The sequence below is a fragment of the Streptomyces sp. NPDC017943 genome, from assembly GCF_044328425.1.
Lineage (GTDB): Bacteria > Actinomycetota > Actinomycetes > Streptomycetales > Streptomycetaceae > Streptomyces > Streptomyces djakartensis_A.
Genome location: NZ_JBIRHH010000006.1, coordinates 360745 through 385438, shown reverse-complemented (window position 1 = coordinate 385438; position 24694 = coordinate 360745). Strand labels below are relative to the sequence as shown.

General features: G+C 71.6%; 33 protein-coding genes and 1 tRNA gene. 24 read left to right on the top strand and 10 right to left on the bottom strand.

Features of this window, described 5'->3' with window-relative positions; all coding sequences use genetic code 11:
• Positions 1 to 26: 26 nt before the first annotated feature.
• Complete coding sequence (rfbD, locus tag ACH4C6_RS21915; RefSeq protein WP_398110434.1) at positions 27 to 875, top strand: dTDP-4-dehydrorhamnose reductase; 849 nt, start codon at positions 27 to 29, stop codon at positions 873 to 875.
• A gap of 128 nt (positions 876 to 1003) precedes the next feature.
• Here rfbD and ACH4C6_RS21910 read toward each other — a convergent pair whose 3' ends face one another.
• From ACH4C6_RS21910 to ACH4C6_RS21870, 9 genes are all read right to left on the bottom strand, one after another.
• Positions 1004 to 1369, bottom strand: coding sequence for a helix-turn-helix domain-containing protein (locus ACH4C6_RS21910; RefSeq protein WP_398110268.1), 366 nt, complete (start codon positions 1367 to 1369; stop codon positions 1004 to 1006).
• 561 nt (positions 1370 to 1930) lie between these two features.
• The gene (locus ACH4C6_RS21905; protein WP_398110267.1) at positions 1931 to 2257 is read right to left on the bottom strand and encodes an SCO5918 family protein; all 327 of its coding nucleotides are present in this window, start codon (positions 2255 to 2257) and stop codon (positions 1931 to 1933) included.
• A 52-nt stretch (positions 2258 to 2309) separates the two neighbouring features.
• Positions 2310 to 2489 (bottom strand): hypothetical protein, encoded by a 180-nt coding sequence (locus ACH4C6_RS21900; protein WP_398110433.1) that lies wholly within the window; start codon positions 2487 to 2489, stop codon positions 2310 to 2312.
• A gap of 251 nt (positions 2490 to 2740) precedes the next feature.
• Positions 2741 to 4255 (bottom strand): DEAD/DEAH box helicase, encoded by a 1515-nt coding sequence (locus ACH4C6_RS21895; protein WP_398110266.1) that lies wholly within the window; start codon positions 4253 to 4255, stop codon positions 2741 to 2743.
• Positions 4256 to 4507: 252 nt separating this feature from the next.
• A complete protein-coding gene (locus tag ACH4C6_RS21890; RefSeq protein ID WP_359325161.1) occupies positions 4508 to 4711 on the bottom strand; it encodes a cold-shock protein in 204 nt (67 codons plus the stop codon).
• Positions 4712 to 5180: 469 nt separating this feature from the next.
• Positions 5181 to 6587, bottom strand: a complete 1407-nt coding sequence (locus ACH4C6_RS21885) for a Cys-Gln thioester bond-forming surface protein (RefSeq protein WP_398110265.1) — start codon at positions 6585 to 6587, stop codon at positions 5181 to 5183.
• A 272-nt stretch (positions 6588 to 6859) separates the two neighbouring features.
• Positions 6860 to 7336, bottom strand: coding sequence for a single-stranded DNA-binding protein (locus tag ACH4C6_RS21880; protein ID WP_398110264.1), 477 nt, complete (start codon positions 7334 to 7336; stop codon positions 6860 to 6862).
• A gap of 232 nt (positions 7337 to 7568) precedes the next feature.
• Positions 7569 to 9419 carry a GTP-binding protein gene (locus ACH4C6_RS21875; protein WP_398110263.1) on the bottom strand — a complete coding sequence of 617 codons (1851 nt, stop codon included), beginning with the start codon at positions 9417 to 9419 and terminating at the stop codon, positions 7569 to 7571.
• 3 nt (positions 9420 to 9422) lie between these two features.
• The gene (locus tag ACH4C6_RS21870; protein ID WP_398110262.1) at positions 9423 to 11030 is read right to left on the bottom strand and encodes a dynamin family protein; all 1608 of its coding nucleotides are present in this window, start codon (positions 11028 to 11030) and stop codon (positions 9423 to 9425) included.
• Positions 11031 to 11351: 321 nt separating this feature from the next.
• Here ACH4C6_RS21870 and ACH4C6_RS21865 point away from each other — a divergent pair.
• Positions 11352 to 11424, top strand: a tRNA-Arg gene (locus ACH4C6_RS21865).
• A gap of 100 nt (positions 11425 to 11524) precedes the next feature.
• A complete protein-coding gene (locus ACH4C6_RS21860; protein WP_398110261.1) occupies positions 11525 to 12481 on the top strand; it encodes a tyrosine-type recombinase/integrase in 957 nt (318 codons plus the stop codon).
• Positions 12482 to 12880: 399 nt separating this feature from the next.
• On the opposite strand, the gene ACH4C6_RS21855 is transcribed toward ACH4C6_RS21860, so the two are convergent.
• Positions 12881 to 13282, bottom strand: coding sequence for a hypothetical protein (locus tag ACH4C6_RS21855; RefSeq protein ID WP_398110260.1), 402 nt, complete (start codon positions 13280 to 13282; stop codon positions 12881 to 12883).
• Positions 13283 to 13820: 538 nt separating this feature from the next.
• Between ACH4C6_RS21855 and ACH4C6_RS21850 the strand changes: the two genes are divergently transcribed.
• The 21 genes from ACH4C6_RS21850 (at position 13821) to ACH4C6_RS21750 (ending at position 24621) form a co-directional block, all read left to right on the top strand.
• Positions 13821 to 14090 (top strand): hypothetical protein, encoded by a 270-nt coding sequence (locus ACH4C6_RS21850; RefSeq protein ID WP_398110259.1) that lies wholly within the window; start codon positions 13821 to 13823, stop codon positions 14088 to 14090.
• 91 nt (positions 14091 to 14181) lie between these two features.
• Positions 14182 to 14511 carry a hypothetical protein gene (locus ACH4C6_RS21845; protein WP_398110258.1) on the top strand — a complete coding sequence of 110 codons (330 nt, stop codon included), beginning with the start codon at positions 14182 to 14184 and terminating at the stop codon, positions 14509 to 14511.
• Entirely contained in the window at positions 14508 to 15164 is a 657-nt protein-coding gene (locus tag ACH4C6_RS21840) for a hypothetical protein (RefSeq protein WP_398110257.1), read from the top strand. The genes ACH4C6_RS21845 and ACH4C6_RS21840 overlap by 4 nt, the downstream gene beginning before the upstream one ends.
• 76 nt (positions 15165 to 15240) lie before the next feature.
• Entirely contained in the window at positions 15241 to 15423 is a 183-nt protein-coding gene (locus ACH4C6_RS21835) for a hypothetical protein (RefSeq protein ID WP_398110256.1), read from the top strand.
• Positions 15420 to 15656: a hypothetical protein gene (locus ACH4C6_RS21830; RefSeq protein WP_398110255.1), complete on the top strand. Its 237-nt coding sequence runs from the start codon at positions 15420 to 15422 to the stop codon at positions 15654 to 15656. Before ACH4C6_RS21835 ends, ACH4C6_RS21830 begins: the two co-directional genes overlap by 4 nt.
• Positions 15656 to 16837 (top strand): phage recombination protein Bet, encoded by a 1182-nt coding sequence (bet, locus tag ACH4C6_RS21825; protein WP_398110254.1) that lies wholly within the window; start codon positions 15656 to 15658, stop codon positions 16835 to 16837. The genes ACH4C6_RS21830 and bet overlap by 1 nt, the downstream gene beginning before the upstream one ends.
• The gene (locus ACH4C6_RS21820; RefSeq protein WP_398110253.1) at positions 16837 to 17259 is read left to right on the top strand and encodes an HNH endonuclease signature motif containing protein; all 423 of its coding nucleotides are present in this window, start codon (positions 16837 to 16839) and stop codon (positions 17257 to 17259) included. Before bet ends, ACH4C6_RS21820 begins: the two co-directional genes overlap by 1 nt.
• Before the next feature lie 70 nt (positions 17260 to 17329).
• Positions 17330 to 18010 (top strand): hypothetical protein, encoded by a 681-nt coding sequence (locus ACH4C6_RS21815; RefSeq protein WP_398110252.1) that lies wholly within the window; start codon positions 17330 to 17332, stop codon positions 18008 to 18010.
• Positions 18007 to 18228 carry a hypothetical protein gene (locus ACH4C6_RS21810; protein WP_398110251.1) on the top strand — a complete coding sequence of 74 codons (222 nt, stop codon included), beginning with the start codon at positions 18007 to 18009 and terminating at the stop codon, positions 18226 to 18228. The genes ACH4C6_RS21815 and ACH4C6_RS21810 overlap by 4 nt, the downstream gene beginning before the upstream one ends.
• A complete protein-coding gene (locus ACH4C6_RS21805; RefSeq protein WP_398110250.1) occupies positions 18221 to 18721 on the top strand; it encodes a hypothetical protein in 501 nt (166 codons plus the stop codon). Before ACH4C6_RS21810 ends, ACH4C6_RS21805 begins: the two co-directional genes overlap by 8 nt.
• Entirely contained in the window at positions 18718 to 18921 is a 204-nt protein-coding gene (locus tag ACH4C6_RS21800) for a hypothetical protein (RefSeq protein ID WP_398110249.1), read from the top strand. The genes ACH4C6_RS21805 and ACH4C6_RS21800 overlap by 4 nt, the downstream gene beginning before the upstream one ends.
• Complete coding sequence (locus tag ACH4C6_RS21795; RefSeq protein ID WP_398110248.1) at positions 18921 to 19688, top strand: helix-turn-helix domain-containing protein; 768 nt, start codon at positions 18921 to 18923, stop codon at positions 19686 to 19688. The genes ACH4C6_RS21800 and ACH4C6_RS21795 overlap by 1 nt, the downstream gene beginning before the upstream one ends.
• Positions 19685 to 20566, top strand: coding sequence for a hypothetical protein (locus ACH4C6_RS21790; RefSeq protein WP_398110247.1), 882 nt, complete (start codon positions 19685 to 19687; stop codon positions 20564 to 20566). Before ACH4C6_RS21795 ends, ACH4C6_RS21790 begins: the two co-directional genes overlap by 4 nt.
• 165 nt (positions 20567 to 20731) lie before the next feature.
• Positions 20732 to 21484, top strand: a complete 753-nt coding sequence (locus ACH4C6_RS21785) for a hypothetical protein (RefSeq protein ID WP_398110246.1) — start codon at positions 20732 to 20734, stop codon at positions 21482 to 21484.
• Complete coding sequence (locus ACH4C6_RS21780) at positions 21481 to 21840, top strand: hypothetical protein (RefSeq protein WP_398110245.1); 360 nt, start codon at positions 21481 to 21483, stop codon at positions 21838 to 21840. Before ACH4C6_RS21785 ends, ACH4C6_RS21780 begins: the two co-directional genes overlap by 4 nt.
• Before the next feature lie 49 nt (positions 21841 to 21889).
• Positions 21890 to 22159, top strand: a complete 270-nt coding sequence (locus tag ACH4C6_RS21775; RefSeq protein WP_398110244.1) for a helix-turn-helix domain-containing protein — start codon at positions 21890 to 21892, stop codon at positions 22157 to 22159.
• 157 nt (positions 22160 to 22316) lie between these two features.
• On the top strand, positions 22317 to 23180 hold the full coding sequence (locus ACH4C6_RS21770) for a hypothetical protein (RefSeq protein WP_398110243.1): 864 nt from the start codon (positions 22317 to 22319) through the stop codon (positions 23178 to 23180).
• A 151-nt stretch (positions 23181 to 23331) separates the two neighbouring features.
• Positions 23332 to 23604: a hypothetical protein gene (locus tag ACH4C6_RS21765; RefSeq protein ID WP_398110242.1), complete on the top strand. Its 273-nt coding sequence runs from the start codon at positions 23332 to 23334 to the stop codon at positions 23602 to 23604.
• Entirely contained in the window at positions 23601 to 23813 is a 213-nt protein-coding gene (locus tag ACH4C6_RS21760; RefSeq protein WP_398110241.1) for a hypothetical protein, read from the top strand. Before ACH4C6_RS21765 ends, ACH4C6_RS21760 begins: the two co-directional genes overlap by 4 nt.
• Complete coding sequence (locus ACH4C6_RS21755; RefSeq protein ID WP_398110240.1) at positions 23810 to 24007, top strand: hypothetical protein; 198 nt, start codon at positions 23810 to 23812, stop codon at positions 24005 to 24007. Before ACH4C6_RS21760 ends, ACH4C6_RS21755 begins: the two co-directional genes overlap by 4 nt.
• Positions 24004 to 24621 (top strand): hypothetical protein, encoded by a 618-nt coding sequence (locus ACH4C6_RS21750; RefSeq protein ID WP_398110239.1) that lies wholly within the window; start codon positions 24004 to 24006, stop codon positions 24619 to 24621. The genes ACH4C6_RS21755 and ACH4C6_RS21750 overlap by 4 nt, the downstream gene beginning before the upstream one ends.
• The last annotated feature ends 73 nt before the right edge of the window (positions 24622 to 24694 follow it).

Genomic DNA, 24694 nt, shown 5'->3' with positions numbered 1-24694 from the left:
CCTGGCTGATCACCGGAGCCGGCGGAATGCTCGGCCGGGACCTCACCGCCCGCCTGGCGGCCGACGGCGTGCGGAGCGTGGGCCTGACCCGCGACGACCTTGACGTCACGGACGCGGAGGCGGTGCGTCGGGCCGTGGCGGAGCACCGTCCCGACGTCGTGGTCAACTGTGCCGCCTGGACGGCCGTCGACGACGCGGAGACCCGTGAGACCGACGCCCTGCGGATCAACGGCGACGGGCCCCGGAACCTGGCAGCGGCGTGCGCCGGAACCGGCGCCAGGCTGCTCCAGGTCTCCACGGACTACGTCTTCGCGGGCGACAGCGACTCCCCGTACGCCGAGGACGCCCCCACGGGCCCGCGAAGCGCCTACGGCCGCACCAAACTGGCGGGCGAGCAGGCGGTGCTGGCCGCACTCCCCGACGCGGGCTACGTGGTGCGCACGGCGTGGCTGTACGGCGCGGGCGGCGGCAACTTCGTCCGTACGATGATCAGACTCGAAGGCGTCAAGGACACCCTCGACGTGGTCGACGACCAGCGCGGTCAGCCCACCTGGACCGTCGATCTCGCCGACCGGCTCGTCCGGCTCGGGAACTCCGCGCTGGCCGGCGCCGCTCCGGCGGGGATCTACCACGGGACCAGCGGCGGCGAGACGACCTGGTTCGGCCTCACCCGGGAGATCTTCCGGCTGCTCGGCGCGGACCCGGAGCGGGTGCGTCCGACCAGCAGCGCCGCCTACGTCCGTCCGGCTCCCCGGCCCGCCTACAGCGTCCTGGGCCATGACCGTTGGTCCGCCGCCGGCATCGAGCCGATCCGCGACTGGCGCGAGGCGCTGCACGAGGCGTTCCCGGCACTGCTGGCGGCGGAGCGGCCGTAGGCCGGGCAGACGCGCACCGAACGACGGGGCTCCGTGCCGGACGGGGCGTCGTGCCGCACGGGTCGTGGTGCCGCACGGGTCGTGGTGCCCGGCGGATCATCATCGTGCCGGACGGCTGAGAGTCGCTGTCAGTCGTTGCGGGAGCTGGAGCCGGAACCGGAGGCGTCGGGTGCCGTGTGGCCGGCGCGGCGGCGGTACTCGGCGTTGAGACGCTGCGCCTCCTCGAGCTGGTCCTCGAGGATGACGATGCGGCAGGCGGCCTCGATCGGGGTGCCCCGGTCGACGAGTTCGCGGGCCCGGGCCGCGACGCGCAGCTGGTAGCGGGAGTACCGGCGGTGCCCACCCTCCGAACGGAGCGGAGTGATCAGACGGGCTTCGCCGATGGCCCGGAGGAACGCGGGGGTGGTGCCGAGCATCTCGGCGGCCCGGCCCATCGTGTAGGCGGGGTAGTCATCGTCGTCCAGACGATCACTGAGGGGTCTGTCTGCCGTCATGTCACCTCGATGTACGAACGCGTCGAGGGGCCCTGGTGCCGTACGGCACCAGGGCCCCGAAGGAAATTGAACACCATCTGTCGGCCCTTATGCGGTGCCGACCTTCTCTGTCCGCTACCGGCCCTGAACAGGGGGGAGCGGGGATCGCGGCTGCGTGACCGGGGACCACCTTCCAATCCGGGGTCTTGCGGTACCCGGCCGCTGCATCTCCGGCCGGGCGATCCCGATGGCGTCTACTCCTCCGTTCTTCCTCTGTACCTACTACCTCTGTACCTACTGCTTCCGTCCGTTCCCGGCTCGTCGTGTCCGCCGGGCTCGTCAGACCTTGACTACGAGGAAGAGACTAACCGAGCGAGTAGTGAAAGTCTACTCTCGCCAGAGTAGATTTTTGGGCACACGAGAGCGCGGGTTTCTGTCCTGGTCACGGACAAGGGTCACGTGTCGTCGGATCCGCTGAACCGACTCCCCGCCGCGCCAGGGGCTCGGACAGCGGTGAGGGCCCTGCCGACGCGCGTCGGCAGGGCCCGCACCGGGCTCGCAGCGGCGGTTTCCCGCCTTCGCTCAGCTGTCCTGGGGCGCGTGGTCCGCCGGTCCGGGCGAGCCGAGCAGGGCCGACGCCGTCTCGAGCGGCGTGAGGGCGTGTGCGGGCGCGGCCCCGGGGATGTGGCAGGTGAATCCGAGGCGCGTCAAAGCCCGGACGACCTCGCCAGCGGTGAAGTCACGACGGTCCTGCCGGGTGATGACCTGGCCCACCTGCTTGACGGGGTAGCGGCGACGGCCGATGGCCACGGACTCGGCCGTGACGGGTTCCGGCGTGACACCCTTCATCAGGGCCAGCACGCCGTTCCTGGTCAGGTCGAACGGATAGCGGGCGATGACACAGCGCAAGGTGCTCCTGCGGGGAGAAGGGGACGGGGTGGTCCGGGAGGGCGGGGGCGGTTCAGCGGGCAGAGACGAGCACGTCCCGCAGACGCAACCGATCCGTGTACGAGGGACTGCCGCGGTGTGCGGTGAGTTCGGCCCGGGTCACCGATCCGGTGCACTGGTCGTCCTCGTCGCACAGGAGCAGACGCTCCACACGGGCACCGTCCATGACGGACAGAGCGACCTCGACCGTCATGTCGCCCCGGACGCGAGGGCCGGATGCATCCTCCTCGTGAGCCGTGGCCGGGACGCAGGGGGCCGTCTGCGGCCGCGGTGTCAGGACAGTGGTCAAAGGTGCCTCCTGGCTGGGGACGAGTGGGGAGCGGTCAGCCGCAGCCGGGCCGGCCGCCGGCGGGACCGCGAGCCCGGGGGCCGAGCCGCCGGGACGACGTCGAGGCCCACCTCGTGGATCGCTGGGACGATGCCCGAGGGGACGACGTCCGAGCCCTAGGCCGTCCGGCCGGCGGCACGCGGCGTGCCGCGCCGGCCGGCCCGTCCACTCGTACGCACCTGAGAAGCACGGTCGCCGCGACCGCGGGAGGAGGATCCACCGGACGATCCGGACCGGCGGGGGCGGGGCACTGCCGGCGCGGTGATGACGACCGGGACACCGGAGGGCGCCTGGGCGCCCGTGATCCGGCTGAGCTCCGCCTCACCGGAACGCACCGCCGTCACCTGCGGAGTGATCGCGGCCGAGGCCATCAGCCGGTGCATGCCGCGGCGCTGGCCGGGTGTCACGAGGGTGACGACGCTGCCGGACTCGCCGGCGCGGGCGGTGCGTCCGCCACGGTGCAGGTAGTCCTTGTGGTCGACCGGCGGATCCACGTTGACGACCAGGTCGAGGTGGTCGACGTGGATGCCGCGGGCCGCCACGTTGGTGGCCACCAGGACCGTCACGTGACCCGTCTTGAACTGGGCCAGCGTCCGCGTGCGCTGCGGCTGCGACTTGCCGCCGTGCAGCGCCGCGGCGCGGACACCGCTGTGCAGCAGGTGCTCCGTCAGCCGGTCCACGGCGTGCTTGGTGTCCAGGAACATGATCACCCGGCCGTCGCGCGCCGCGATCTCCGTGGTGGTCCGGTGCTTGTCCGCCTCGTGGACGTGGAGCAGGTGGTGCTCCATCGTGGTGACGGCGCCCGCCGACGGGTCGACGGAGTGGACCACCGGGTCGGACAGGTACCGGCGCACCAGCAGATCGACGTTGCGGTCGAGGGTCGCCGAGAAGAGCATCCGCTGTCCACCGGTCCGCACCTGGTCGAGCAGCGCGGTGACCTGGGGCATGAAGCCCATGTCGGCCATCTGGTCGGCCTCGTCGAGGACGGTGACGGTGACGTCGTCCAGCAGGCAGTGCCCACGGTCGATGAGGTCCTTGAGCCGCCCCGGCGTCGCGACGACGATCTCCGCCCCGGCCCGCAGCGCGTTCGCCTGCCGGCCGATCGACATGCCGCCGACGACGGCCGTGAGCCGCAGTCGCACCGAGCGGGCGTACGGGGTCAGCGCGTCGGTCACCTGCTGGGCCAGTTCACGGGTCGGCACGAGGACCAGAGCGAGAGGCTTGCGCGGCTCCGCCCGCCGGCCCGCGGTGCGGGCCAGTGCCGCGAGGCCGAAGGCCAGGGTCTTGCCCGATCCCGTACGGCCGCGGCCCAGCACGTCCCGTCCGGCGAGGGAGTTCGGCAGGGTCGCGCCCTGAATGGGGAACGGCACGGTCACACCCTCGTGGCCGAGCGCGGTCAGCAAGGGAGCCGGCAGATCCAGATCGGCGAACGACTCGACGGCGGGCAGCGCGGGCGTGACCGTGACCGGCGGGGCGAACTCGCCCCCCGGCGCGGACTGCCGGCGTCCGTAGCCGGCGGAACGCCGCGAACCCCCGGATCGCCGGGCCTCGGAGCCCTTGGAGCCCTTGGAGCGGTCATGGGAGCGTGCGTTGGAGCGGGTCGATGTGCGGGGAGTGCGTGCGGAGTTCATGCGAAACCTTCCTCGATGTGGCACAGGGGCGCGTAGCGAGGAAATTCCGCAGCAAGACGAACGGCGCAGAGAATCTCGAGAACGAGCCGGAAAACGAAGCGCGCCGATTCGATGGATCGACGGATACGGCGGGGGCGGGCACCCCGTTCAGGGTCCGGGGAAATTCCCGTCGTGCGCCCTGAAAATGCAGCGAGCTGGGGCCCGCACCCCAAGGTGCGGGCCCCAGCTGCCAAGTACGCGTTGCCGCGTGGGTCAGGCGGGAACGATGTTCTCCGCCGTCGGGCCCTTCTGGCCCTGCGCGATGTCGAACGTCACCTTCTGGCCTTCCAGCAGCTCACGGAAGCCCTGGGTGGCGATGTTCGAGTAGTGGGCGAAGACGTCGGCGCCGCCGCCGTCCTGCTCGATGAAGCCGAAGCCCTTCTCCGCGTTGAACCACTTCACGGTGCCAGTAGCCATGTCATTTCTCCTTCGGAGACGGTGTTCGAAATCCGCCCTGTGCGGATGTCGAGTCGCCGTGTTGATCAACCGTCGGAAAATGAACCTTCTGGCAACCACACCTGCAACTGGGAACGACGTTAGCACGGCCCCTTCCGGCCTGCGGGTTCATCGTTTTCCATTTCGACCCGCGAGAGAGGAATACTCGTCGAGCGCCGCCGCTAATTCTGTCCTCACGGCGACAGATATGGGCACCGCGGAAACCTCGGGTTTCTGTCGGCGGGCTGCACCGCAACGCCGTGACCACCGACGATCACCCCTGTGCCGCGCTTGCCGGTGCCGGTGAGCGCACCAGTGGTGTGGGGCCCCCGGGCGCCCTCAATGCGACGAGGGCCACATCGACCGAATGGCGGCGTGTCCGCCGCACGGCAGCACCCCCGGCCGGTCGCCCGCCGACCGGACCTTCACCAGCCGGTCACTCGCCTGCCGGTCACTCGCCTGCCGTGGTCTCCCTGCGCCGCAGCACGATCAGCGTCGCCCCGCCTATGACGACCAGGCCGATGGCGGTGCCCGCGATCAGGGGCGTGAGGGCCGAACCGCCGGTCTCGGCGAGGTTGGTGTCGGCGGCCGTACCGCTGACCGTGGCCGGGGACGGTTCACTGAGCGTCTGGGTGGTCGTACCGTCCGCGCTGCCCCGGGTCTGGCAGTCCAGCACCCCCGAGAAGCGCTTCTCCAGGCCGCCCGGCCCGTGGATCGTGAAGTCGTAGGACTGGTCCTCCTGTAGGGGGACGGTCACGGTCCGGGTCTCACCGGGGGCGATGGTGTGCTCGAGCCCGGCCAGGTCGAAGGTGAACGGCTCGTCGCCCTTGTTGGACGCGATGACGTCGAGCCCGCCCTCGGCGCAGTTCTTCGCCGCGGACAGGGCCGGGACCGGCCCCTCCTTCGCCCACGTGACCCCGGCCGTCGCCGACACCGTCGACTCGCTCGACCCGGCCAGGATCTGCGTCTGGCTGCGGCTCTCGGAGGCGAAGGCCCGGCCGACCGGGACGGTGGTCGAGGCCTGCACGGTCAGATCCGCCGTACCGGCGTCCGCCTCCTCGGGGACCTCGACGTACACCTGTCCGCCGTCGGTGGTGGCGGTGACGGGCTCGCCCTGCCGGTCGACGATGCGGACACCGCTCGTGGCCGCGTCGGCCGGCGGCGTCACCGTCGCGCTGCCGGCGTTCGTCCGCACGGTCACCGGACCGATCCGCTCGCCGGGCCGGCCGGAGACGGCCGGTGGGTCGAGGGTCAGCGAGGCCCTCGGCTCGGTCATGGCGCGGGCGCTCTTCTCCAGGTAGTCCGCGAGCTGCTCGGCCTGCGGGTCGACGGCGTCGACCTCCGCGTCGTCCGAGTAGCGCCAGATGGCCACCTGGGTGCCGGCCGCCGCGTCCTGCTCGGTCAGCGGGCCCCGCACACCGGCCTTGCGTGCCAGCGCGGCCAGGTCGTTCACCTGCGGGTAGGAGTGGTGCAGGATCCAGCGGATCTTCCCGGCGTCCCGGTTGGCGCCCAGGGACGTGCCGCTCCACGGCGTCTCGTGGTACTTGGCGTCCCGCTGCGTGGGGCTCTGCAGGTCCACGCAGTACGTCTGCAGCATGCCGCCGCCGTCCACGGACATCTCGAAGAGCCCCGCCGAGATCTCCCGGTCGCCGGTGCCGCCGCGTATGACGGCCGCTCCGAAGGTCTTGAGGCCCCCTATCGTCGCGGCGGCCCCGCCCTGTCTCTGCGTCGTCTCGTCCGCGGCGGCCCGGCCGGCGCCCGCCAGCCCGCCCGCGGTGACCATCCCGGACACCAGCGTCGCGGCGACCAGGCGGGTCCCTCGCCTGCGTGCGAACAGCTCAGAGAACGAAGCAAGCACCAAATTCCCCTTTGAGCAGGACCGGTTGTGGGGGGACGGTCCCACCAGCAGAATCAGAAGCATCTCAGGCCACACCAGCCCCGGAAGCCATGTCCGGCATCCTAGGGATGCGGCGGAGCCCGGCCGCCGGTCAGACAGTCGGACGAGTGATCCGACTCGGAATCGTTATCGCCAAAGCCCTTGCGGGCAGGGCTCATCGACGATTTCACCCGGGTCGTAGCGGGCGTAGACGCCGATAAGCCGCAGCCCGGACGGAGACGGCACGACTGACGCTAAGTCAGAGCCGGTACCTGCACGTGTTGTTGCCCCTGCGCCCCCGGCTCCTCCGTTGAACCGTCGGGTGGCGTCTCCCAGTTGGGCTCGGGCTGCGCCGGGGGCACCGACGTGTCCGACCTGCTGCCACGCCGGAACGCCGAGGTCCCCCAGGCCAGGTCATGGCCGATCGCCACGGCGTCGATGTCCGCCGACGTCCGGTTCTGCCCCTCGCGCACGTCGGTGCGCACCTTCAGCCGGCCCTGCACCACCACCGGCTCGCCCACGGTCAGGGACGCCGCCGTGTTGGTGGCCAGCTGCCGGTTGGCCCAGACGGTGAAGAAGTTGGTGTGCCCGTCGGTCCAGCTGTTCTTCTCGCGGTCCCAGTAACGGGCGGTCACCGCCAGCCGGAACCGTGCCGACGGGCCGGACGCCATCTCCCGGTACACCGGCTGCGTCGCCACCCTGCCCACCGCGCAGACCATCGTCTCGTTCATCGTGAACCCCTCCCTCGCCCGGCTCACCGCGCCGGACCGGCATGCGGTACGGGCCCGTCCCGTACGGCTGTGTCCCCCAGACTGCCGCCGTCGAGCCGGGCCCGCTGAACCCTGTGGACGCACCTGTGACCTGTGGACAAGGCCGTCATCCGAGTGAGTGAGAGCCGCCGTCGCGTCACCGCAACGCCACGCCAAGCCACGTCACGTCACGTCACGCCACGTCGCCGCAGCATCACCGCCCCGCCCCCACCACCCTCCCGTACTGCTCGCGGACCTCCCGGTACCGCAGCAACTCCGCCGCCACCGGGTCCAGCACCCGGGCCCTGCCGCACCCGGCCGCGGCCTCGCGCAACCGGCGTTCCGCATCCTGCCCGTAGCGCCGGGCCGGGCCGCGTGCGGCCATGCGGCAGCTCCACTCGATGAGCGGGCCGCCCACGATGCCGATCACCATCAGCAGGACCGGCACACCCAGGTTCGGCGCCATGACGCCGACGATCTGGCACACCAGCCACAGTCCGCCCAGGAACTGCAGGATCGTCATGCACGCCTGTGTCAGCACGGCCAGCGGCCACCACCCGGGCCGCGGCGGCCGGCCGGTCGGCACGCCCGCGCGCACCGACAGCTCGTCCAGCGCCTCGGGCAGCCCCTGCGCGCCCCGGGCGGCGGCCTCGCGCACCGCCTGGGCCCAGGGGGCGGGCAGTCCCGCGGAGGCCCGGTCGGCCACCGTCCGCACCGCCTGCTCCACCCGCTGCCGGGCGGTGGCCTCCTCGTCGGCCTGTGTGCGGGAGATCCGGCCCGTGGTGGGCTCGCCCCGGTCCTGGTACCAGCGCCACAGCCGCAGCCACGGGGTGCCGCAGGCACGGTTGGCGTTGCGCAGCCAGGCCCGTTCGGCGGCCTCGCCGGCCGCCGTGGCACCGACCGCGTCCGCGAGCCGGTCGGCGAACTCCTCCCGCGCCTGCTCGCTGAGCCCTGTGCGCCGTTGTGTGGCGTAGACGGGCCACAGGCGCGCCGCGGCGATGTCCACGTCGGCCGAGATGCGGCGCGTCGGCGCTCCGCGCTCCGAGACGAACTGGCCGAGTGCTTCGCGCAGTTCGCCGACGCCGTCGCCGGTGAGTGCGGACAGCGCGAGCACCGTGGCCCCCGGCTCTCCGTACTCGCCCAGCGCGATGCCGTCCTCGTCCAGGAGGCGCCGCAGGTCGTCGAGGACCTGCTCGGCGGCTTCCCCGGGCAGCCGGTCGACCTGGTTCAGCACCACGAACATGACTTCGGCGTGGGCGGCCATCGGCCGCAGGTACCGCTCGTGGAGGACGGCGTCGGCGTACTTCTCCGGGTCGACGACCCAGATGACGGCGTCGACCAGGGCCAGGATGCGGTCCACGTGCTCGCGGTGCTGCACGGCGGCCGAGTCGTGGTCGGGCAGGTCGATCAGGACGAGGCCGCGCAGGGGCGATTCGCCGTCCGCGGCCGGCAGCGGCCGGCGGCGCAGGCGGGGCGGGATGCCGAGCCGTTCGATGAGACTCGCGGCCCCGTCGCTCCAACTGCACGCGATGGGCGCCGCGGTGGTGGGACGGCGTACGCCCGTCTCCGAGATGGTCACCCCGGCGAGTGCGTTGAACAGCTGTGACTTGCCGCTGCCGGTGGCGCCCGCGATGGCGACGACGGTGTGCTGTCCCGACAGCCGGCGCCGTGCGGAGGCCTCGTCGAGCACCCGGCCGGCTTCGGACAGGGTGCGGCTGTCGAGACGGGTGCGGGACAGGCCCACGAGTTCGCGCAGCGCCTCCAGGCGGGCCCGCAGCGGCCCGTCGTACACCAGTGGGGTGACGGCCGCCGGGGCGGCGGAGCGGCTGTCCGCCGTGGGGTAGCGGGTGTTCTGCGCGGTCTCGTCGACCCGGCGGGCGATCAGCCCGTCGTCCCAGGCGTCGCCCGCCGGCTCCGCGCGGCCGTCCTCCACGCGTGCGTGCCCGCCTTCCGCGGGGTCGCCCTGCGGGCCCTTGCCGGACGGCTTCCCGCCGGACTCCTTCCCGTTCGCACCGTCCGGCCGGTCGGCGTGCTCGGTGTGGTCCTGGTCAGTGACGGCGGTCACCGGTCACCTCTCCTTCTGCAGTACGGACAGCGCGGCGATGAGTTCGGCCTGGGGCTCGGGGTGGATGTCGAGGGCGTCCAGCGGGGCGAGGCGGCGCTCGCGTTCGGCGTGCAGGACCCGGTCGACGTGCTCGCCGAGCAGCCGTCCGGCGCGGTCGCGCAGCCGCAGCGCGCCGTGGGCGCCGATCCGCTCGGCGAGTGACTCGCCGGCCGTGCGGCCCCGGCGGCCGCCCAGCAGCGAGGTCGCGACCAGGGCGGTGACCAGCTCGGGATCGGGTGCCAGGGTGCGGTCGACCTCGCGGACCTCCTCCTCGGCGAACTCCTCCAGCTCCCGCCGCCAGCGCCGTACGGCCAGTCCGATGCGGTGCTCGGCGCTCTCCGAGGCGGCGTCGGGCACGGCCAGCTCGGGGGCGGCCGAGGCGGGTTCGCGGCGCCAGGCGTCGTCGACGCGTTCCTCGGCCGCCGTGACGGCGCACAGCAGCAGCGCGCTCAGGCTCTCCACGAGGGCGTCCAGGAGTTCCCCGGAGGTGCAGTCCAGCGGGAAGGCGCGCCACCGCTTGAGCGCGTCCCCGGCGAGGACCGCGCCGGACTGCAACCGGCCCCGCACGCGCGCGTGCTCGCTGTCGTACGCCGTTTCGACGGCGGAGGTGAGCCGCAGGGCGGCGGCGTACTGGGCGGCGGCGGCACCGGCCAGTTCCGGCATGCGGGACTTGAGGGAGTCGAGGACGCCGTACGCGGTGCGCGTGGTGACCTGCTGCCGGGCTGCGGGGTCCTGCGCCTGGTGGATGAGCCAGTTGCGCAACTGGGCGACGGCCGAGGCGGGCAGGAGCCCGCCTCCCCAGGCGGACTCGGGCAGTTCGGGGACGGTGAAGCGGGGCAGCTCGCCGAGGCCGGCCTTGGCGAGCAGGGCGCCGTACTGCCGGGACACCTCGTTGACGACCTGGTGGGGCACGCGGTCCAGGACGGTGACCAGGGTGACGTCGTACTCCTTGGCGGTGCGCAGCATGTGCCAGGGGACGGCGTCGGCGTACCGGGCGGCGGTGGTGACCATGACCCAGATGTCGGCGGCGCAGATGAGTTCGGCGGCCAGGACACGGTTGTCGGCGACCAGGGAGTCGATGTCGGGGGCGTCCAGCAGGGCGAGTCCGGGTGGCAGCGTCTCGGCGGTCTCGACGCGCAGCACGCGCGCGGGGTTCTCGCCCGGGAGCAACAGGTCGTCGGGGGCGTCCTGCTGGGGCATCCACACGCGCGTGAGGTCGGGCAGGACTCTCATGCCGCTGAACCAGTGGTGGTCCTCCGGATGGCAGACCAGCACCGGGGTCCGTGTCGTGGGCCGCAGCACCCCGGCCTCGCTGACCCGGCGCCCCACGAGGGAGTTCACGAGCGTGGACTTGCCCGCGCCCGTGGAGCCGCCCACGACGGCCAGAAGCGGCGCTTCGGGGTCGCGCAGCCGGGGCACCAAGTAGTCGTCGAGCTGCGCGAGCAGTTCGTCGCGGTTGGCACGCGCGCGTGGGGCCCCCGCCAGGGGCAGCGGGAAGCGTGCGGCGGCGACACGGTCGCGCAGGGCGGAGAGTGCGTCGAGCAGCTGAGGCCGTACGTCCAAGGTCACCACATGTGCAGAATGCCCAATTTTAGGGGAATTCTGAAGCATATGAGCATGTCTGCGCGCCGATAGAACACAAGGGACGGAAGGGACGACTGGGACACAGGCGCACTCCAGGCATAACGAGTGCACAACACCCGATGCCGCAGACGCCAAAAGCGATGCACGATTCGTACCTGCCTGCGATTATCAGGACCGCTTCACTGAACCTCCACATCGAGCCACGGAGGCGAAGCAACAGGGACGAGGACGCGGGAGCCCTATCCTTGTCCCCGGCAACGTCACGGTTCGGCCCACACCCGGGCACCACGACAGAGGCCACCACACCCGGCCCCCGTAGCTCAGTGGATAGAGCAGGCGCCTTCTAAGCGCTTGGCCGCAGGTTCGAGTCCTGCCGGGGGCGCAAGCCCAGCCTCACCAGCGGAAACGCCGGTGAGGCTTCTTCGTGTCCAGTTCGTACAGTGCATATGGACCAAGCGCCTTGCGGAATCTACTGTGCAGGGATGAGCGACCGCACCGGCTACGACATCGGCCCCCTCGCCGCATCCTGGGCCCGCTCCCTACGCGCCCGGAACCTCTCGGCCAACACGCAGCGCATCTACGCCCGAGCCACGAAGGATCTCCGCGAGTTCCTGCTGAGCTACGAGCCCGAGGAGGCGGACGCCCGGCCGGCGCCGACCGCGCTGGAGGGGAAGAACGGCATCCACCGCGAGCACATCGAGGTGCACATCACCCGGCTCCGGGAGCGCACCTCAGCGGGGAACGCGCACCAGCACTTCCGCAGCCTGAAGACGTTCTTCAACTGGCTGGTCGACGAGGAGGAGATGGACCGGTCCCCCATGCGCACGATGAAGGCACCGGAGCTGCCCGAGGTCGAGGTGCCCGTCATCCCGGACGACGCGCTGAAGAAGCTGTTGGCCACCTGCAAGGGCAAGACGTTCGAGGACCGGCGGGACACCGCCATCATCATGATGTTCCTCGACACGGGCGGCCGTCTGTCGGAGCTGACGAACCGCACCGTGAGCAAGCTGGACCTGGACTTGATGGTGCTGCACGTCTTGGGCAAGGGCGGCCGGGAGCGGCCGGTGCCGTTCGGTCGGGCCACCGCGCTGGCGATGGACCGGTACCTGCGGGCTGCGGGCAAGCACCTGGGCCGGGAGCTGACGGACGACGACCCGCTCTGGTGGGGGGTCAAGAGCAAGCGGGCGCTGACCATCTGGGGTGTCGGGACCATGATCGAGCGGCGGTGCAAGCAGGCCGGCATCCCGCACATCCACCCGCACCAGTTCCGGCACACCTTCGCGCACCTGTGGAAGCTGCACGGCGGCAACGAGGACGCTCTCATGCGGATCACGGGCTGGCGGTCCCGGCAGATGCTGTCGCGGTACGGCGCGTCCGCAGGCGAAGAGCGGGCGCGACAGCAGCACCGGGACCTGAGCCCGGGCGACCGCCTGAAGTAGTGCCTGACGAGGGCGTGGGGCTATTCTCCGCGCCCTCGTCGTCGTCCGGCCCTTCGCGCCGCGTCCACCTCCGCGTGTCGACGCTCTCTTGGAAGAGCAGCGTGAGGCTGGCGGCGATCTTCTCGGGTGGCTGGCTGAAATCGATGGCCAGCACGAACTGGCTGCGGCTGTCCTTCAGGGCGGCCGGCGCCCGGCCGCCGAGATCGGCTGCGTAGACGGTTACCTGCGGTGTTGCCACTCGACCCCCACTTCCACGGACGCGCGAGCGCAGCACGGTTCGCACGTACGTTCGACCTGCACGAGGTTCGATCACTGTACGCGGAACATGTCCTATCAGGGAGTCACCTGATTGGCTGAAGTTAAACTAGTCGCGCGTGGAACGTCGCAGGTGGGCGGGTTTTACCGAGAGTCACCCTCTGGCTCAGAGTTGCCCAGAGCGTGCCGGACCTGCTGCAAATCCTCAGCGCTGGCCCCGACTTCGTGTGCCACGCGGAGCACGGTGTCATCGTCGCCGGGCGGTGTCTGAAACGGGTCAGTCACCTCGATTCCGATGTACTGCTGAATGGCCGCGGCGCGGACGGTGGCCAGGCTCTCGCCGATGCCGGCCGCGATGGCGCGCAGCACTTCGGGGGTCACTTTGATCTGGTGGCCCTGGACGATGTTGCCGGCCAGTGACTTGCTGAGGCGCCGCTTGCTGATCGGGTCGACGGCTTGCTCTTCGAAGGCGCGGAGAGTGAGGCGGCGTCCCCGGCCGACGTGCTCCTGCACGAGCCGCGTGAGCGCGTCGTTCTGATCCGGCACTGGCCTCTCCCTTACCGAATGTCCACGTGATCGCTGTAGCCCCAACGAAAACGTCCCAGCGTGTGAGGCGTTAGGCAACCCTCAGCACGTGGACACCCATTGTCCACGCTTCTGGACGCCTGCCGCTACCGGCCCCCTGTTCTTTGGCCGACTCCTTGCCTAACGCGTGGACACGCCTTGTCCAGAAAGCTGGACAAGCTCTGTACTAGGTGTCATGCTTCTCGTGTCCAGAAACGTGGACAAGAACGGAGAACCGTGGACGACCGCTACCGCCTGCATGCCGGTGACCTGCTGCGAAGGCTTATCGACTGCCACCGCAACGACGAGCCGGCGAGCGTCCGCGAACTCGCCGCCGCCATAGGGCTCAGCAAGAGCAAGGTGCAGGCCCTCGTGGACGAGGACCGGCCGACGGTCACCGGCGACGAGGCGCGGAGGGTGGCACACGCCTACCACCTCCCCCCACGCGCTCTCTTCCACCCAGTGTCCACGTCCATGGACATGGACACAGACCCCGTGACCCGCAAGGAGGCACGCCCCGATGGACCCCCAGGACCGCACGCTGCGCGCTCGGCTCGCCGTGCACACCAGCTGGGCGAACACGCTCGACCCGAAGAGCCGGACGGCGAAGGCGCGAGCCGCGGCAGCCGGCCGATTTGAGAAGAAGGCGCGCGAGCTGCACCCGGACGCCTCGGACGAGCAGATCGCCCGGGTGGCCGCGCACCTGAAGAAGGCGCACTACGCGGCCATGGCGCTGGCGTCGGCGAAGGCCCGCCGCGCGAAGGCCGCGATCAAGCCCGCTGCTGCCTGACTCCCCATGAACGCGCCGAAGGGCCGCCCACCTTGCCCGGCTGACGGCCCCGCGACCGGCGCACCCCACCAATCCAGAAAGTGAGGCCACCGTGGCCACATCATCCCAGACGCAGCGCAGTGCAGCGCTCGCGCTGACGCAGCTCCTCGTGGAGCACCCCGAGTTGCCGGCCGCTTCGTGGCGGGTGGACCGTGACGGGCTGCTGAGCGGCACCGTGGCGATTCACGCTGACGGGGCCGAGTTGGAGTCCGCGATGCGGGCGTACGCCAAGGTGCTGGGCGGGTCCGTGCACGAGCAGCACTTCACGTCCCCGCAGCACGGCCGCTCGGTGTCGGTGTCGCTGTACACGCGGTGGCGGGACGTGCAGGTGAACGTGTGGGGCACGTGCACGGCTGGCGCCGGTTCGGCGGTGGCGGCATGACCGAGCCGATCCGCGACACAGAGACCGCGGTCCGTGAGATGGGCGCCCTGCCGGCGCCGGTCGGTACCGCGGACCTGACCGCCGAGCAGCGGGCCGCCATCGCCGAGCTGATCGGCGACGCGAGGCCCGCCACGGCTCGCCTCGTCCAGCACATGGCCCAGGCCGTGCACGACCGGGCCACCCACGAGCACCCCGCCTGGGAAGACCTGTACTGCCTCAACCTCGTGTCGTGGCTGGGCGAGCGTATGGCGCCCGTGCTGCGCCGCCTGGTGGACGCCGAGGCCCGGGTTGCCGAACTGGAGACGGACCTTGCGGCCAAGGCGCGGGACGCCGAGGCGGCCGTGAAGGGCTGGGAGCGCGCTCGGGAGCGGCTCGCCGAGTACGAGCGGCCCGCCGACGAGGACCCGATCCGGTACACGCTCACCGAGCACGCCACGGCCGTTGCCCTGCCGCCCGCCACGGTGCGGTGTGGCTGCGGCCACCCCGGCAGCGAGTACCACCACGTGGGCGTGAAGTGCTGGGCCCGCCTCCCGCGCGCGCTCGGCCAGCCCGTCCGCATCTGCCCGTGCGAGAGGTTCGCTCCGGTCTCGGTGGGCGAGTCCGCGGACCGGCTGGCGCAGTTCATCGCACCGACCGAGGGCGGTGCCGTGTGACCGCTCTCGTGTTCTTCCTGGCCTGTCTGGCCCTGTACGTCCTCGGCTCCGTGGCCGTGGTGAAGGGGGCCGAGCGGTGAGCCCGAACCCGTACGACGCCGACGAGCCCGAGGGCATGGACATCGCGGACGAGGTGGCCTATGCGGACACCGGCCGCCCGTGGGCAGCCCGCGCGATCCGGCACCCGTCGCACGCCCGGACCCGCGCGCACTTCGCCGCCAACCCGCTACCGACGCAGCAGGACCGGAGGAGCGCGTGAAGGCGACCAGCCGTGAGCAGCGCCGCGCGCAGCTCCTCGACACGATCCGCACGCACGGCGGCCGGTGGACGTCCGGCCGCGTGCAGGAACTCCGCCGGCTGACCGGTGAGGCGCCGTGCCGCACCACCGCCCGGATGGACCTGCTCGCGCTGGCCCGCCGGGGCCACCTCGTCCAGCACGGCCCGACCGATGGCCGCTACTTCACTCTCCGCACCAGGAAGGACCGCGCCTGATGAGCGCTGAACTCACCCCGGCGGCCGGCTCGCTGGCCATCCGCCCCGACCAGACCAACTGGACCCCCGACCAGGCCGCCGTCCTCCAGCAGTCCGGCATCGACAACCAGGTGGCCCCCGCCGAGCTGTCCGCCTTCCTGCACCTGTGCCAGCGCACGCGTCTGGACCCGTTCTCTCGGCAGATCTACCTGATCGGCCGGTACGACAAGCGGCAGCGCCGCAAGGTGTACACGCCGCAGACCAGCATCGACGGCTACCGGGTCATCGCGCACCGTGCGGCGGCCGAGGCCGGGCACGCGCTCGGCTACGAGGACACCCTGTGGTGCGCGAAGGACGGCCGGTGGCAGGACGTGTGGCTGTCCGAGGAGCCGCCGGCCGCCGCGAAGGTGACCGTGATCCGCAACGGGATGCGGTTCTCGGCGGTCGCCCGGTACGCCGAGTACGTCCAGCTGAGGGACGGGGAGCCGTCGGGGCTGTGGGGCAAGATGCCCGCGACCATGACGGCGAAGTGCGCCGAGGCCCTCGCGCTCCGCATGGCGTTCCCGCACGACTTGGCCGGGGTGTACACGGCTGAGGAAATGGCGCAGGCGGACAACCCGGCGGCCGGCGAGCGGCACTTGCGGAAGGTGCAGCCGGGCGAGACCGATCCATGGGCCACGCCCTGGCCGGACGCCGATCAGGGCCGTCCCGCCGCGGTCAACGGTCGCTCGCAGCCTGCGCAGGACTTCGCCACGGACGCGGCGGAGGCGACCGATCCTGCGGCTGTGAAGGAGATCTACCGGCAGGCGCACGCGGCCGGTCTCCTTGCCGAGACGGTGAAGACGCCGGACCGGGAGCTGCTGGAGCTGGGGGCGTACCTGATCGCTCGGGGCCAGCAGCTTGCCGAGCCCACGCCGACCCGGGACAGGGCGGTGGCCGCCGCTGCCGCGTCGCCCCTGCCGGACATCGCCCGCCACTCCGCCGACGACATCCCGGACGCCGTGGTCGTCGCCGAGATGCTCGACGAGTCCGCCGCCGACGCCGACGCACAGGACGCCGAGCAGGAGCTGCGCGCCGCCGCCCAGCGGGTCGGGCTCGACAACCTCGACGCCGAGTTCGAGCAGTCCTACGGCCTGCCCATCGCGCAGGCCGGCGTCCGCCAGCTGCGCGAGATGACCTCCCTGCTGACGGGCGCCGCGTGATGAGCAGGGAAAGCGACCTGAAGCGGTTCTGGCTGAACGTCGCAAAGCGGGACGACGGCTGCTGGTTCTGGACCGCTTCCAAAAACACCGGTGGTTACGGCCACTTCATGTACGGAGGCCAGCGCGGCAACGCCCACCGCTTCGCCTACGAGGCGCTTGTGGGTCCGATACCGGAGGGCCTGGTCCTCGACCACCTGTGTCGGGTGCGGCACTGCGTCAACCCGGACCACCTGGAGCCGGTGACGATGCGGGTCAACTCCCTGCGGGGCGAGGGGCCGTCGGCCAAGAACGCGGTCAAGACGCACTGCAAACAGGGCCACGAGTTCAGCGCCAGCAACACGTACGTGACGCCACGCGGAAGGCGTCAGTGCCGCACATGCCAGCGCAGCCGGCAGCGCACTTGGCGCCGTTCCGCCGCCTGACCTACCGCACGATTCGGGGCCCTGCCCGTCGGAAGCAGGCAGGGCCCCGCCTCTCAAGGAGACCACGCACATGAGCCTGAAGGACACCGCGCGCACCGTCGCGGTCCTCGCCACCCTGCACGACGCCATCGGCGACCAGCTGAAGCCCGCCAAGAAGGAGTTGGAGGCCGGGTTGAAGGCCGCGAAGGAGGAGACCGGCACGCAGAAGATCGCCGTCAGCCTCGACGAGGGCCGGGAAGTCGGCACCGTCAGCCTGGTGCAGCCCAAGCCGGCCGCGGCCGTCGCCGACCCCGACGCGTTCGCCGCGTGGGTAGTCAGCTTCGGCGACCGCTTCGCCAGCGAGGTGGAGCGCAAGTTCGTCACCTCCGTGAAGCCCGGGTTCCAGAAGAAGCTGCTCTCCGAGATCACGGCCGCCGGGACGGCGGAGTGGGCCGACCCGGAGACCGGCGTGATCCACGAAGTACCCGGCGTCACGATGCAGGGCCGCGCCGCCTACACCCGGCTGACCGTCCCGGACGAGGGCAAGGCCGCCATCGCCGAGGCCTGGCGCGCGGGAGCCCTGGCCCTGCCCGGCGTCAGCAACCCGGCCGCCATCGAGGCCGGCGGGGACAACATCGAGAAGCTGCGCGCCGAGCTGGCCGAGCTCCGCAAGCGCGACGCTTGGCTGTCCGCCCTGGAGGCCGCCGGGGTCGACAACTGGGAGGGCTACGACCACGCCCGCGAGCTGCGCGGGGGCGGTGACGAGTCGTGAGCGACTGGCACACGGCGCTGGGCGCGCTGACCCTCCTCCTGTCCCTCGCCGCGGGCGCGCTCCTCTCCCGCTGGTACGTCACCCCGGCCGCCGAGGTCGTCGACCTCGCGTGGTGCCCGGCCGAGCAGGCCGAGCACCTGCACCGGTTCCACGCGGACGACACCCGAACCTGCTGTGCCTGCGGGCACACCGTCCCCACGGCGGTGCCCCATGGCTGACCTCATCCGCATCCGCCCCGACGTGGCCGAGCTGCTCCACGCCGGCCTCTCGAACCGAGCCATAGCCCGGCAGCTCGGCGTAGACGCGAAGGCCACCGTCGCCCCGGCCCGCGCTGCGCTCGGCCTGCCCAAGGGGAAGCCGGGGAAGAAGCCCGCGGCCAGCGCGGAAGACCTGTTCTGGCGCCGCGTGAAGCCCACGGACGACGGTCATATGGAGTGGACCGGCTTCTACAGCTCGAGCGGCCGGGGCACCCCGTGTCTGCGCCACGGCGGACAGAACCAGACCGCCTACCGGATCGCCTTCCGCATCGCCAACGGCCGTGAGCCCGAGGGGCAGGCACTCCCGTCCTGCGGCCACCACCAGTGCGTGAAGCCCGGCCACCACGAGGACCGCGCGGACCGGGCCGAGCGCAGACGGCGGGAGCGCGCCGAGCAGCAGCGGGAGAAGCGCGTCGACACCCTGTTCGCCGCCATCTTCGGGCCGCCCGAGTGACCGCCCGGGCCCCGGAGCCGTGCGACATCCCGCGCGACGACCACGAGGGGGAGGTGCGCTTCTACCTGACCGGGTGGAAGTGCGACCGGCACTCGCCGTGGGCCGTGCGGGGACTGCCGCGGCCGGCACCGGGGCCCGGCGCCCTCTACACCTACCGCGCCGCGAGCGCGGACCCCGACCACGAGAACGGACAGACCTGATGGACAACGCTGTGGCGTTGCCGACGGCGAGCGAAGCGCGCGCCCTGACGGACCGGATCAAGGTAGCGGTCGAGGGCACGTGGCTGCTGATCCAGGAGGCGTACACCTCCCGCGCTTGGGCCGCCCTCGGATACCGGACATGGGACGCGTACGTCGACACCGAATTCCGGGCTGCCCGGCTCGCGCTGCCGAAGGAGGAGCGGGCCGAGACGATCCAGTCGCTTAGGTCCGCCGGGATGAGCGTCCGGGCGATCAGCTCAGCAACCGGCGTGAGCGTTGGGACAGTGCACGGCGAACTGTCCAGGTGTTCAGAAATGAACACCTCTTCCGACGTGCAGGGTACGGACGGGAAGACCTACGCGTCAGCCCGCCCCGCCCCGCCCGCAGACGCCGAACTCCTCGCGGGCGACGACTGGGTGCAACCGGAAGGGCCCGGCTTCGAGGCCGCTGTCACCCCGCCGCCGAAGCCCAAGCGGCGCCCCCTCCCCGAGGCCCTCACCGACGCCGGCCGCGACCTCGCACGCGCCGCCGAACGCCTCGCCCGCCTCACCGAAGACGACCGGTTCCAGAAGAACCGGGACACCAGCCACCACCAGCTCCCCGAACTCCTCGGCGCGCTGGACAACACCACCCGCCTCCTCACCGCCATGAACCTCCCGGCCGCCGAGGCAAGCGAAGAGGCCCGCCGCTGGTGGGCGACGAGCCTCCACAAGATCAGCGACGCCCTCGCCGACGTCGCCAACACCCTCGAACAGGAGAAGCAGTGAACAACACCATCGTACCCAGCAACACCCCCGACAGGCCCGTCTACAACGTCGTCGACATCACCCCCGACCTCGCCAAGAAGTGGCTCGCCCAGAACACCCACAACCGCAACCTCCGCGAGCGCGTCGTCAACGGATACGCCGCCGACATGCGGTCCGGGAACTGGGTGGAGGACGGCCAGAGCATCAAGTTCGCCAAGGGCGACGTCGTCCTCCTCGACACCCCGCCCATCCACGGCGGGCCCCTCCTGGACGGACAGCACCGCCTCAGCGCCATCGTCGCCGCCGACACCACCATCCGCATGCTCGTCGTCTCCAACCTGCCCGACAGCACGCAGGAAACCATGGACACCGGCGCTAAGCGCAGCCTCGGAGACGTCCTCAAGCTGCGCGGAGAGGAACGGTACGTACCCCTCGCCGCCATCCTGCTCCGCGTCTACCTGTGGGAAGTGCAGGGCCAGCGCCGCAGCATGAAGGCGGACCGCGCCAAGCCCACCCACCGCCAGCTCCTCCAGTTCCTCGAGCAGCACCCCGAGCTGCGCCGATCCGCCGAGATCGGCTCCCGCGTCCGCGGAGCCGTCAGCATCTCGGCCAGCACGGCCGGCCTGTGCCACTGGCTGTTCAACCGGATCGACCAGAGCGACTGCGCGTTCTTCTTCGCGCGCCTCACTGACGGGGCCGGCCTCGACACCGACGACCCCATCTACGCCCTGCGCCGCGTAGCGGAGAACTTCGCCAAGGACAAGGGGCGCATCAACGAGGAACACATGACCGCCCTGGTCATCAAGGGCTGGAACGCCTACCGCGAAGGCCGCCAGGTCCGGCTCCTCACCTACAAGCCGGGTGGAGCCACGCCGGAGACGTACCCCGAGCCCAAGTAACAGCCCCCGGGGCGGCCTCCACAGGCCGCCCCGGGCGGCACCGCCGGATCGGATCACCACCCGCACTGAGAGAAGACCGAGTTGAGTACAGAGGAGCAGGGTCCCGCCACCGGCAGCGTCCCCAACGCGTTCGGTAACGCCCTCGCATGGAAGTGGACCCGCGCCATGCCCGCCTACGTCCGGCGGTCCGGCCTGCCCACGCTCCTCTACGCCCTGCGCGCCATGGCCAACTCCGCGGGAGAACTCCGCTTCAGCGGCGACCGCAAGCCCATCCGTATTCAGGACATCGCCAAGGCTGCGTGCGCGAACGAGAAGGACGCCCGCCGCTACATCGAGGCCGCCATCCGCGCGGGCGTCGTCACCGTTCGAGGCGAGCGCAAGCGTGGCGTCCCAACGCTGTACGTGCTCCTCGTGCACCCGTTCCCGGACTGGCCGGCCGCCGAGGACTACCTGAAGACCACCGCCCGGAAGCCCGGGAAGCGGCCCGCGGCATGGTCCGAGGAGACCGAAAGTTCGGGTGACCGCGACCCGAACCAGTTCGGGCCACCGCGACCCGAACTTACCGACGGTACGGATTCCGAAGTTCGGGTCACCGCGACCCCTTGGAGTTCGGGTCACCGCGACCCGATGGGTTCGGGTCACCGCGACCCGAACAACCCAGGGGTTAGCCAAGAACTAACCCATGAATCGGCCGAGGTCTCTTTCCGACCTCAGCTAGTGGGCGCTCCGGACGACCAGAGCGATCACCAGGAACACCACGACGACACCACGCCGCCGTCGAACCCGGACGACTTCGAGACGTGGCCCGTCTGCCCCGCATGCCACCGCCGCGTCATGCCCGACCCGAGACGCCCCGGCCGCACCGTCCACGCCCGCTGCGAACCCCACCTCGCCGACCGAGAGAGGCACAGCGCATGAGCCCCATCCGGCCCGAGAACCGCGACCGCTACCCCGCCGACTGGCCCGACATCAGCCGGCGCATCCGCTTCGAGCGCGCCGCCGGCCGCTGCGAATGCCTCGGCGAATGCGGACGCGGAACCCACACCGGCCGCTGCCCCAACGCCAACGGAAGCCCGGCGTACGGCACCGGCAGCCGCGTAGTGCTCACCGTCGCCCACCTCGACCACACCCCCGAGAACTGCGACCCCGCCAACCTCCGCGCCATGTGCCAGGCATGCCACCTGCACTACGACCGCGACCACCACGCCGAGACCCGCGCCCGTACCCGCCGCGCCGCGATCGAGGCCTCCGGACAACTCGCCCTCGACGCCTGACCGGCACCGCCGACCAACCGCCCGAGCACCACCCCCGGGGAGGCCCACCGTGAAGATCCGCGCCGACATCGCCGCACTCATCCGCGCCGGCCACACCGACACCCACATAGCCGCCCACACCGGCTACCACCGCACCACCATCGCCCGCGCACGCCGAGCCCTCCGCTACCCGCCCGCCACGCAGCTGACCCGCATCTACGCCGAAGCCATCCCCACCGGACGCGTCAAGGACTGGAAGCCCGGCCTCATGCCCACCAGCCGCGACCAGGCCCGCGCCAACCGCGAACAACTCCTCGCAGCACTACGCAACGCAGCCTGACACCGGCTGGGACATCCGGTTACGCCCGGCATCGCGCGCAGACGGCCCACCACGGGCCCCGCAGCGCCCCGCCGGGCCCCGGGTGTCACCGACACCGCCACAGGCCCTCCAGCGGGCGCACAGCCCCTCGCCGATCACCACCGAACGGAGCCCGACCGTGACCACCGACCGCATCCCCCTCGCCAGCTCCGTGCACTACGCCGTGCGCGGCCTGCCCGAGGTGCCGAACCAGTACGGGCCCGGCGTCCTCGTGCCGTCCGAGATCACGCTCACCTACCAGGCGTCGTCCGACAGCCAGTTGGGCCGGGTTCACGCCTACGTGGCCGGGCGGATCTTCGTGGACGGCGTGGAAACCCCGCTCCAGCCCGGCGGCCTGTACGGGCAGCACTACTTCGACGGCCTGGACGGATGGCCGGCGTGGCTTGCGGAAGAGGCCCGGCTTCACGACCCGGAGTCCGCCACCGACCGGGCCGCGCTCCGCGACCGCATCGCCGAGGCGCTCTACGCGCTCATGCTGCGCAACGGCTGGGACGGTGAGCGCACTGAACCCGTCGTCCGCGAGATGGACCTCGTCCTCGAGGCAGTGCTTGCCGAACTGCCCGCGCCGGTGGACCGGGCCGCCGTCCTCCGCGAAGCCGCTCAGCACCTGTACACGGCCCTCTTCCCCGCCGTCTACGACGACATGGGCCAGAAGGCAGCCGAGGGCGTCAACCGTGCGGCGAGCGAGCTGCGCCGCATGGCCGACGAGGCGCAGCCCGCCGAGGTGCCCGCCCGGGACTGCCCGGACGACTGCCCCTGCCGCCGCGTCTGCATCGGCCGCGACCACCAGCCCGCCGCCGAGGCGCAGCAGGACGGGGCGGACGTCCGTCTCCGCTGCCCGCAGTGCGGCGAGGACATCACCAACTACGCCGAGGACGACTTCGTCTACCGGACCGGCGACGACCGGCCGTACTGCTCAGGCGAATGCGTAGTGGCCGCACACCGAGCCGCCGGGGCGCAGCAGGACGGGGCCCGGCCGTGACCCGCCGCCGATGCCCCCGCGGCCACTTCCTCCCCACCACCGGCACCTGCCGCTGCACCCACACACGGCCCCCCAGCGACCTACGCGGCCAACGCGCCACCCTCCACCAGCTCTACACGATGACCACCATCCGACCCGCCGGGAGGTACCTGTGACCACCAGCGCCGCCGCATGCACCGTCCTCGCCCTCACCCTCGGCGTGGCCGTGGCCTACAGCCTCGGCTGGTGGGCCCGCGGCCGATACGACACCGGCCGCCGCGCCGAACACGACGCCCGACCACCCGGCCCCCACGCCATCGCCGACGAGATCGCCCTCGGCTGGCAAGAGCTCGCCGAAGCCTGCTGCCTGCGCTCGTGGGAGTCCGGCGGACGCGACGACGAGCACGACCCCGCCACCTGCACCCGGAAGGACCAGACCACATGAGCCAGCCCACCGCCCGCAAGCCCCACGATCACGCACTCTGGTTGATCAACGGCGTAGACGAGTCCATCAACGCGATGTGCCGCCTCCCCAGCGGGCGCTCGCGCGACCTCGACGGGCCGACCGCTGTCGGCGTGCTCACCGTCCGCTCGAACCTGGCGATCGCCTCGGCGCTCGTCGCGGTTGCTGAGGCCCTGCGCGGTGAGCAGTGACCGGCCCGTCGTCCACGCCCCAGGGCGAGCACACGCCCGCGCCCGGCGTCACCTGGAGCACCGAGCTGATCAGCCTCGGCGAGGTCGTCGTCGACAGCGACGACGGCGAGTCCCCGTTCGGCTGGCGTGACCTGCCGAAGCCCAACCGCGAGACACGGCGCGCGGCCGCGCGCGCAGCACGGAGGAAGAAGTGACCATCACCCGCTACCGCAAGCGCCCCGTCGAGGTCGACACGATCCAGTGGACCGGCGACAACGCGGCCGAGCTGGTCGAGTTCACCGGCCACCGCTTCGAGGCCATTCCGCCCGAGGCCCGTGCCGAGAAGCCGGACGTGACCGCACAGGTCTACGACGAGCTGCACGACACCTGGGTCGGCGTGAAGACCGGCCAGCACATCGTGCGCGGCGTGCACGGCGAGTTCTACCCGATCGCCGAGGACGTGCTCGCCGAGACGTACGAGCCGGCGGCCGAGCCCGCCGAGTCCCCGCTGCGCGACCTGATCGCCGCCGCGATCTACGAGCGGAACAACCCCGGCCACCGCTGGGCCAAAGCCCACCCCGACGACCGCGTCTGCTACGGCAACGACGCCGACGCCGCACTAAGCGTCGTCCAGCCCGGCGCCCTCATCACCGCGACGCTCGCCCGCTTGGCCAACGCCGACATGCAGCGCGTCATCGCCCTGTACGAGCGGTGGGTGAAGGCCGGGCCGCCGCCCCTCGGCACGAGTGTGAGCCGCTGGTGGGACGCCCGCCTGGTCGAGCTGAACGAAGCGATCCTCCCGTCCGCCGACCAGCCCAAGGAGCAGTGACCATGCGCAGGACCCGCGCCGTTGGCCAGTGGCTCGCTGGCGAGTGGGGCGTCCCGCGATGGATCTGCCTACT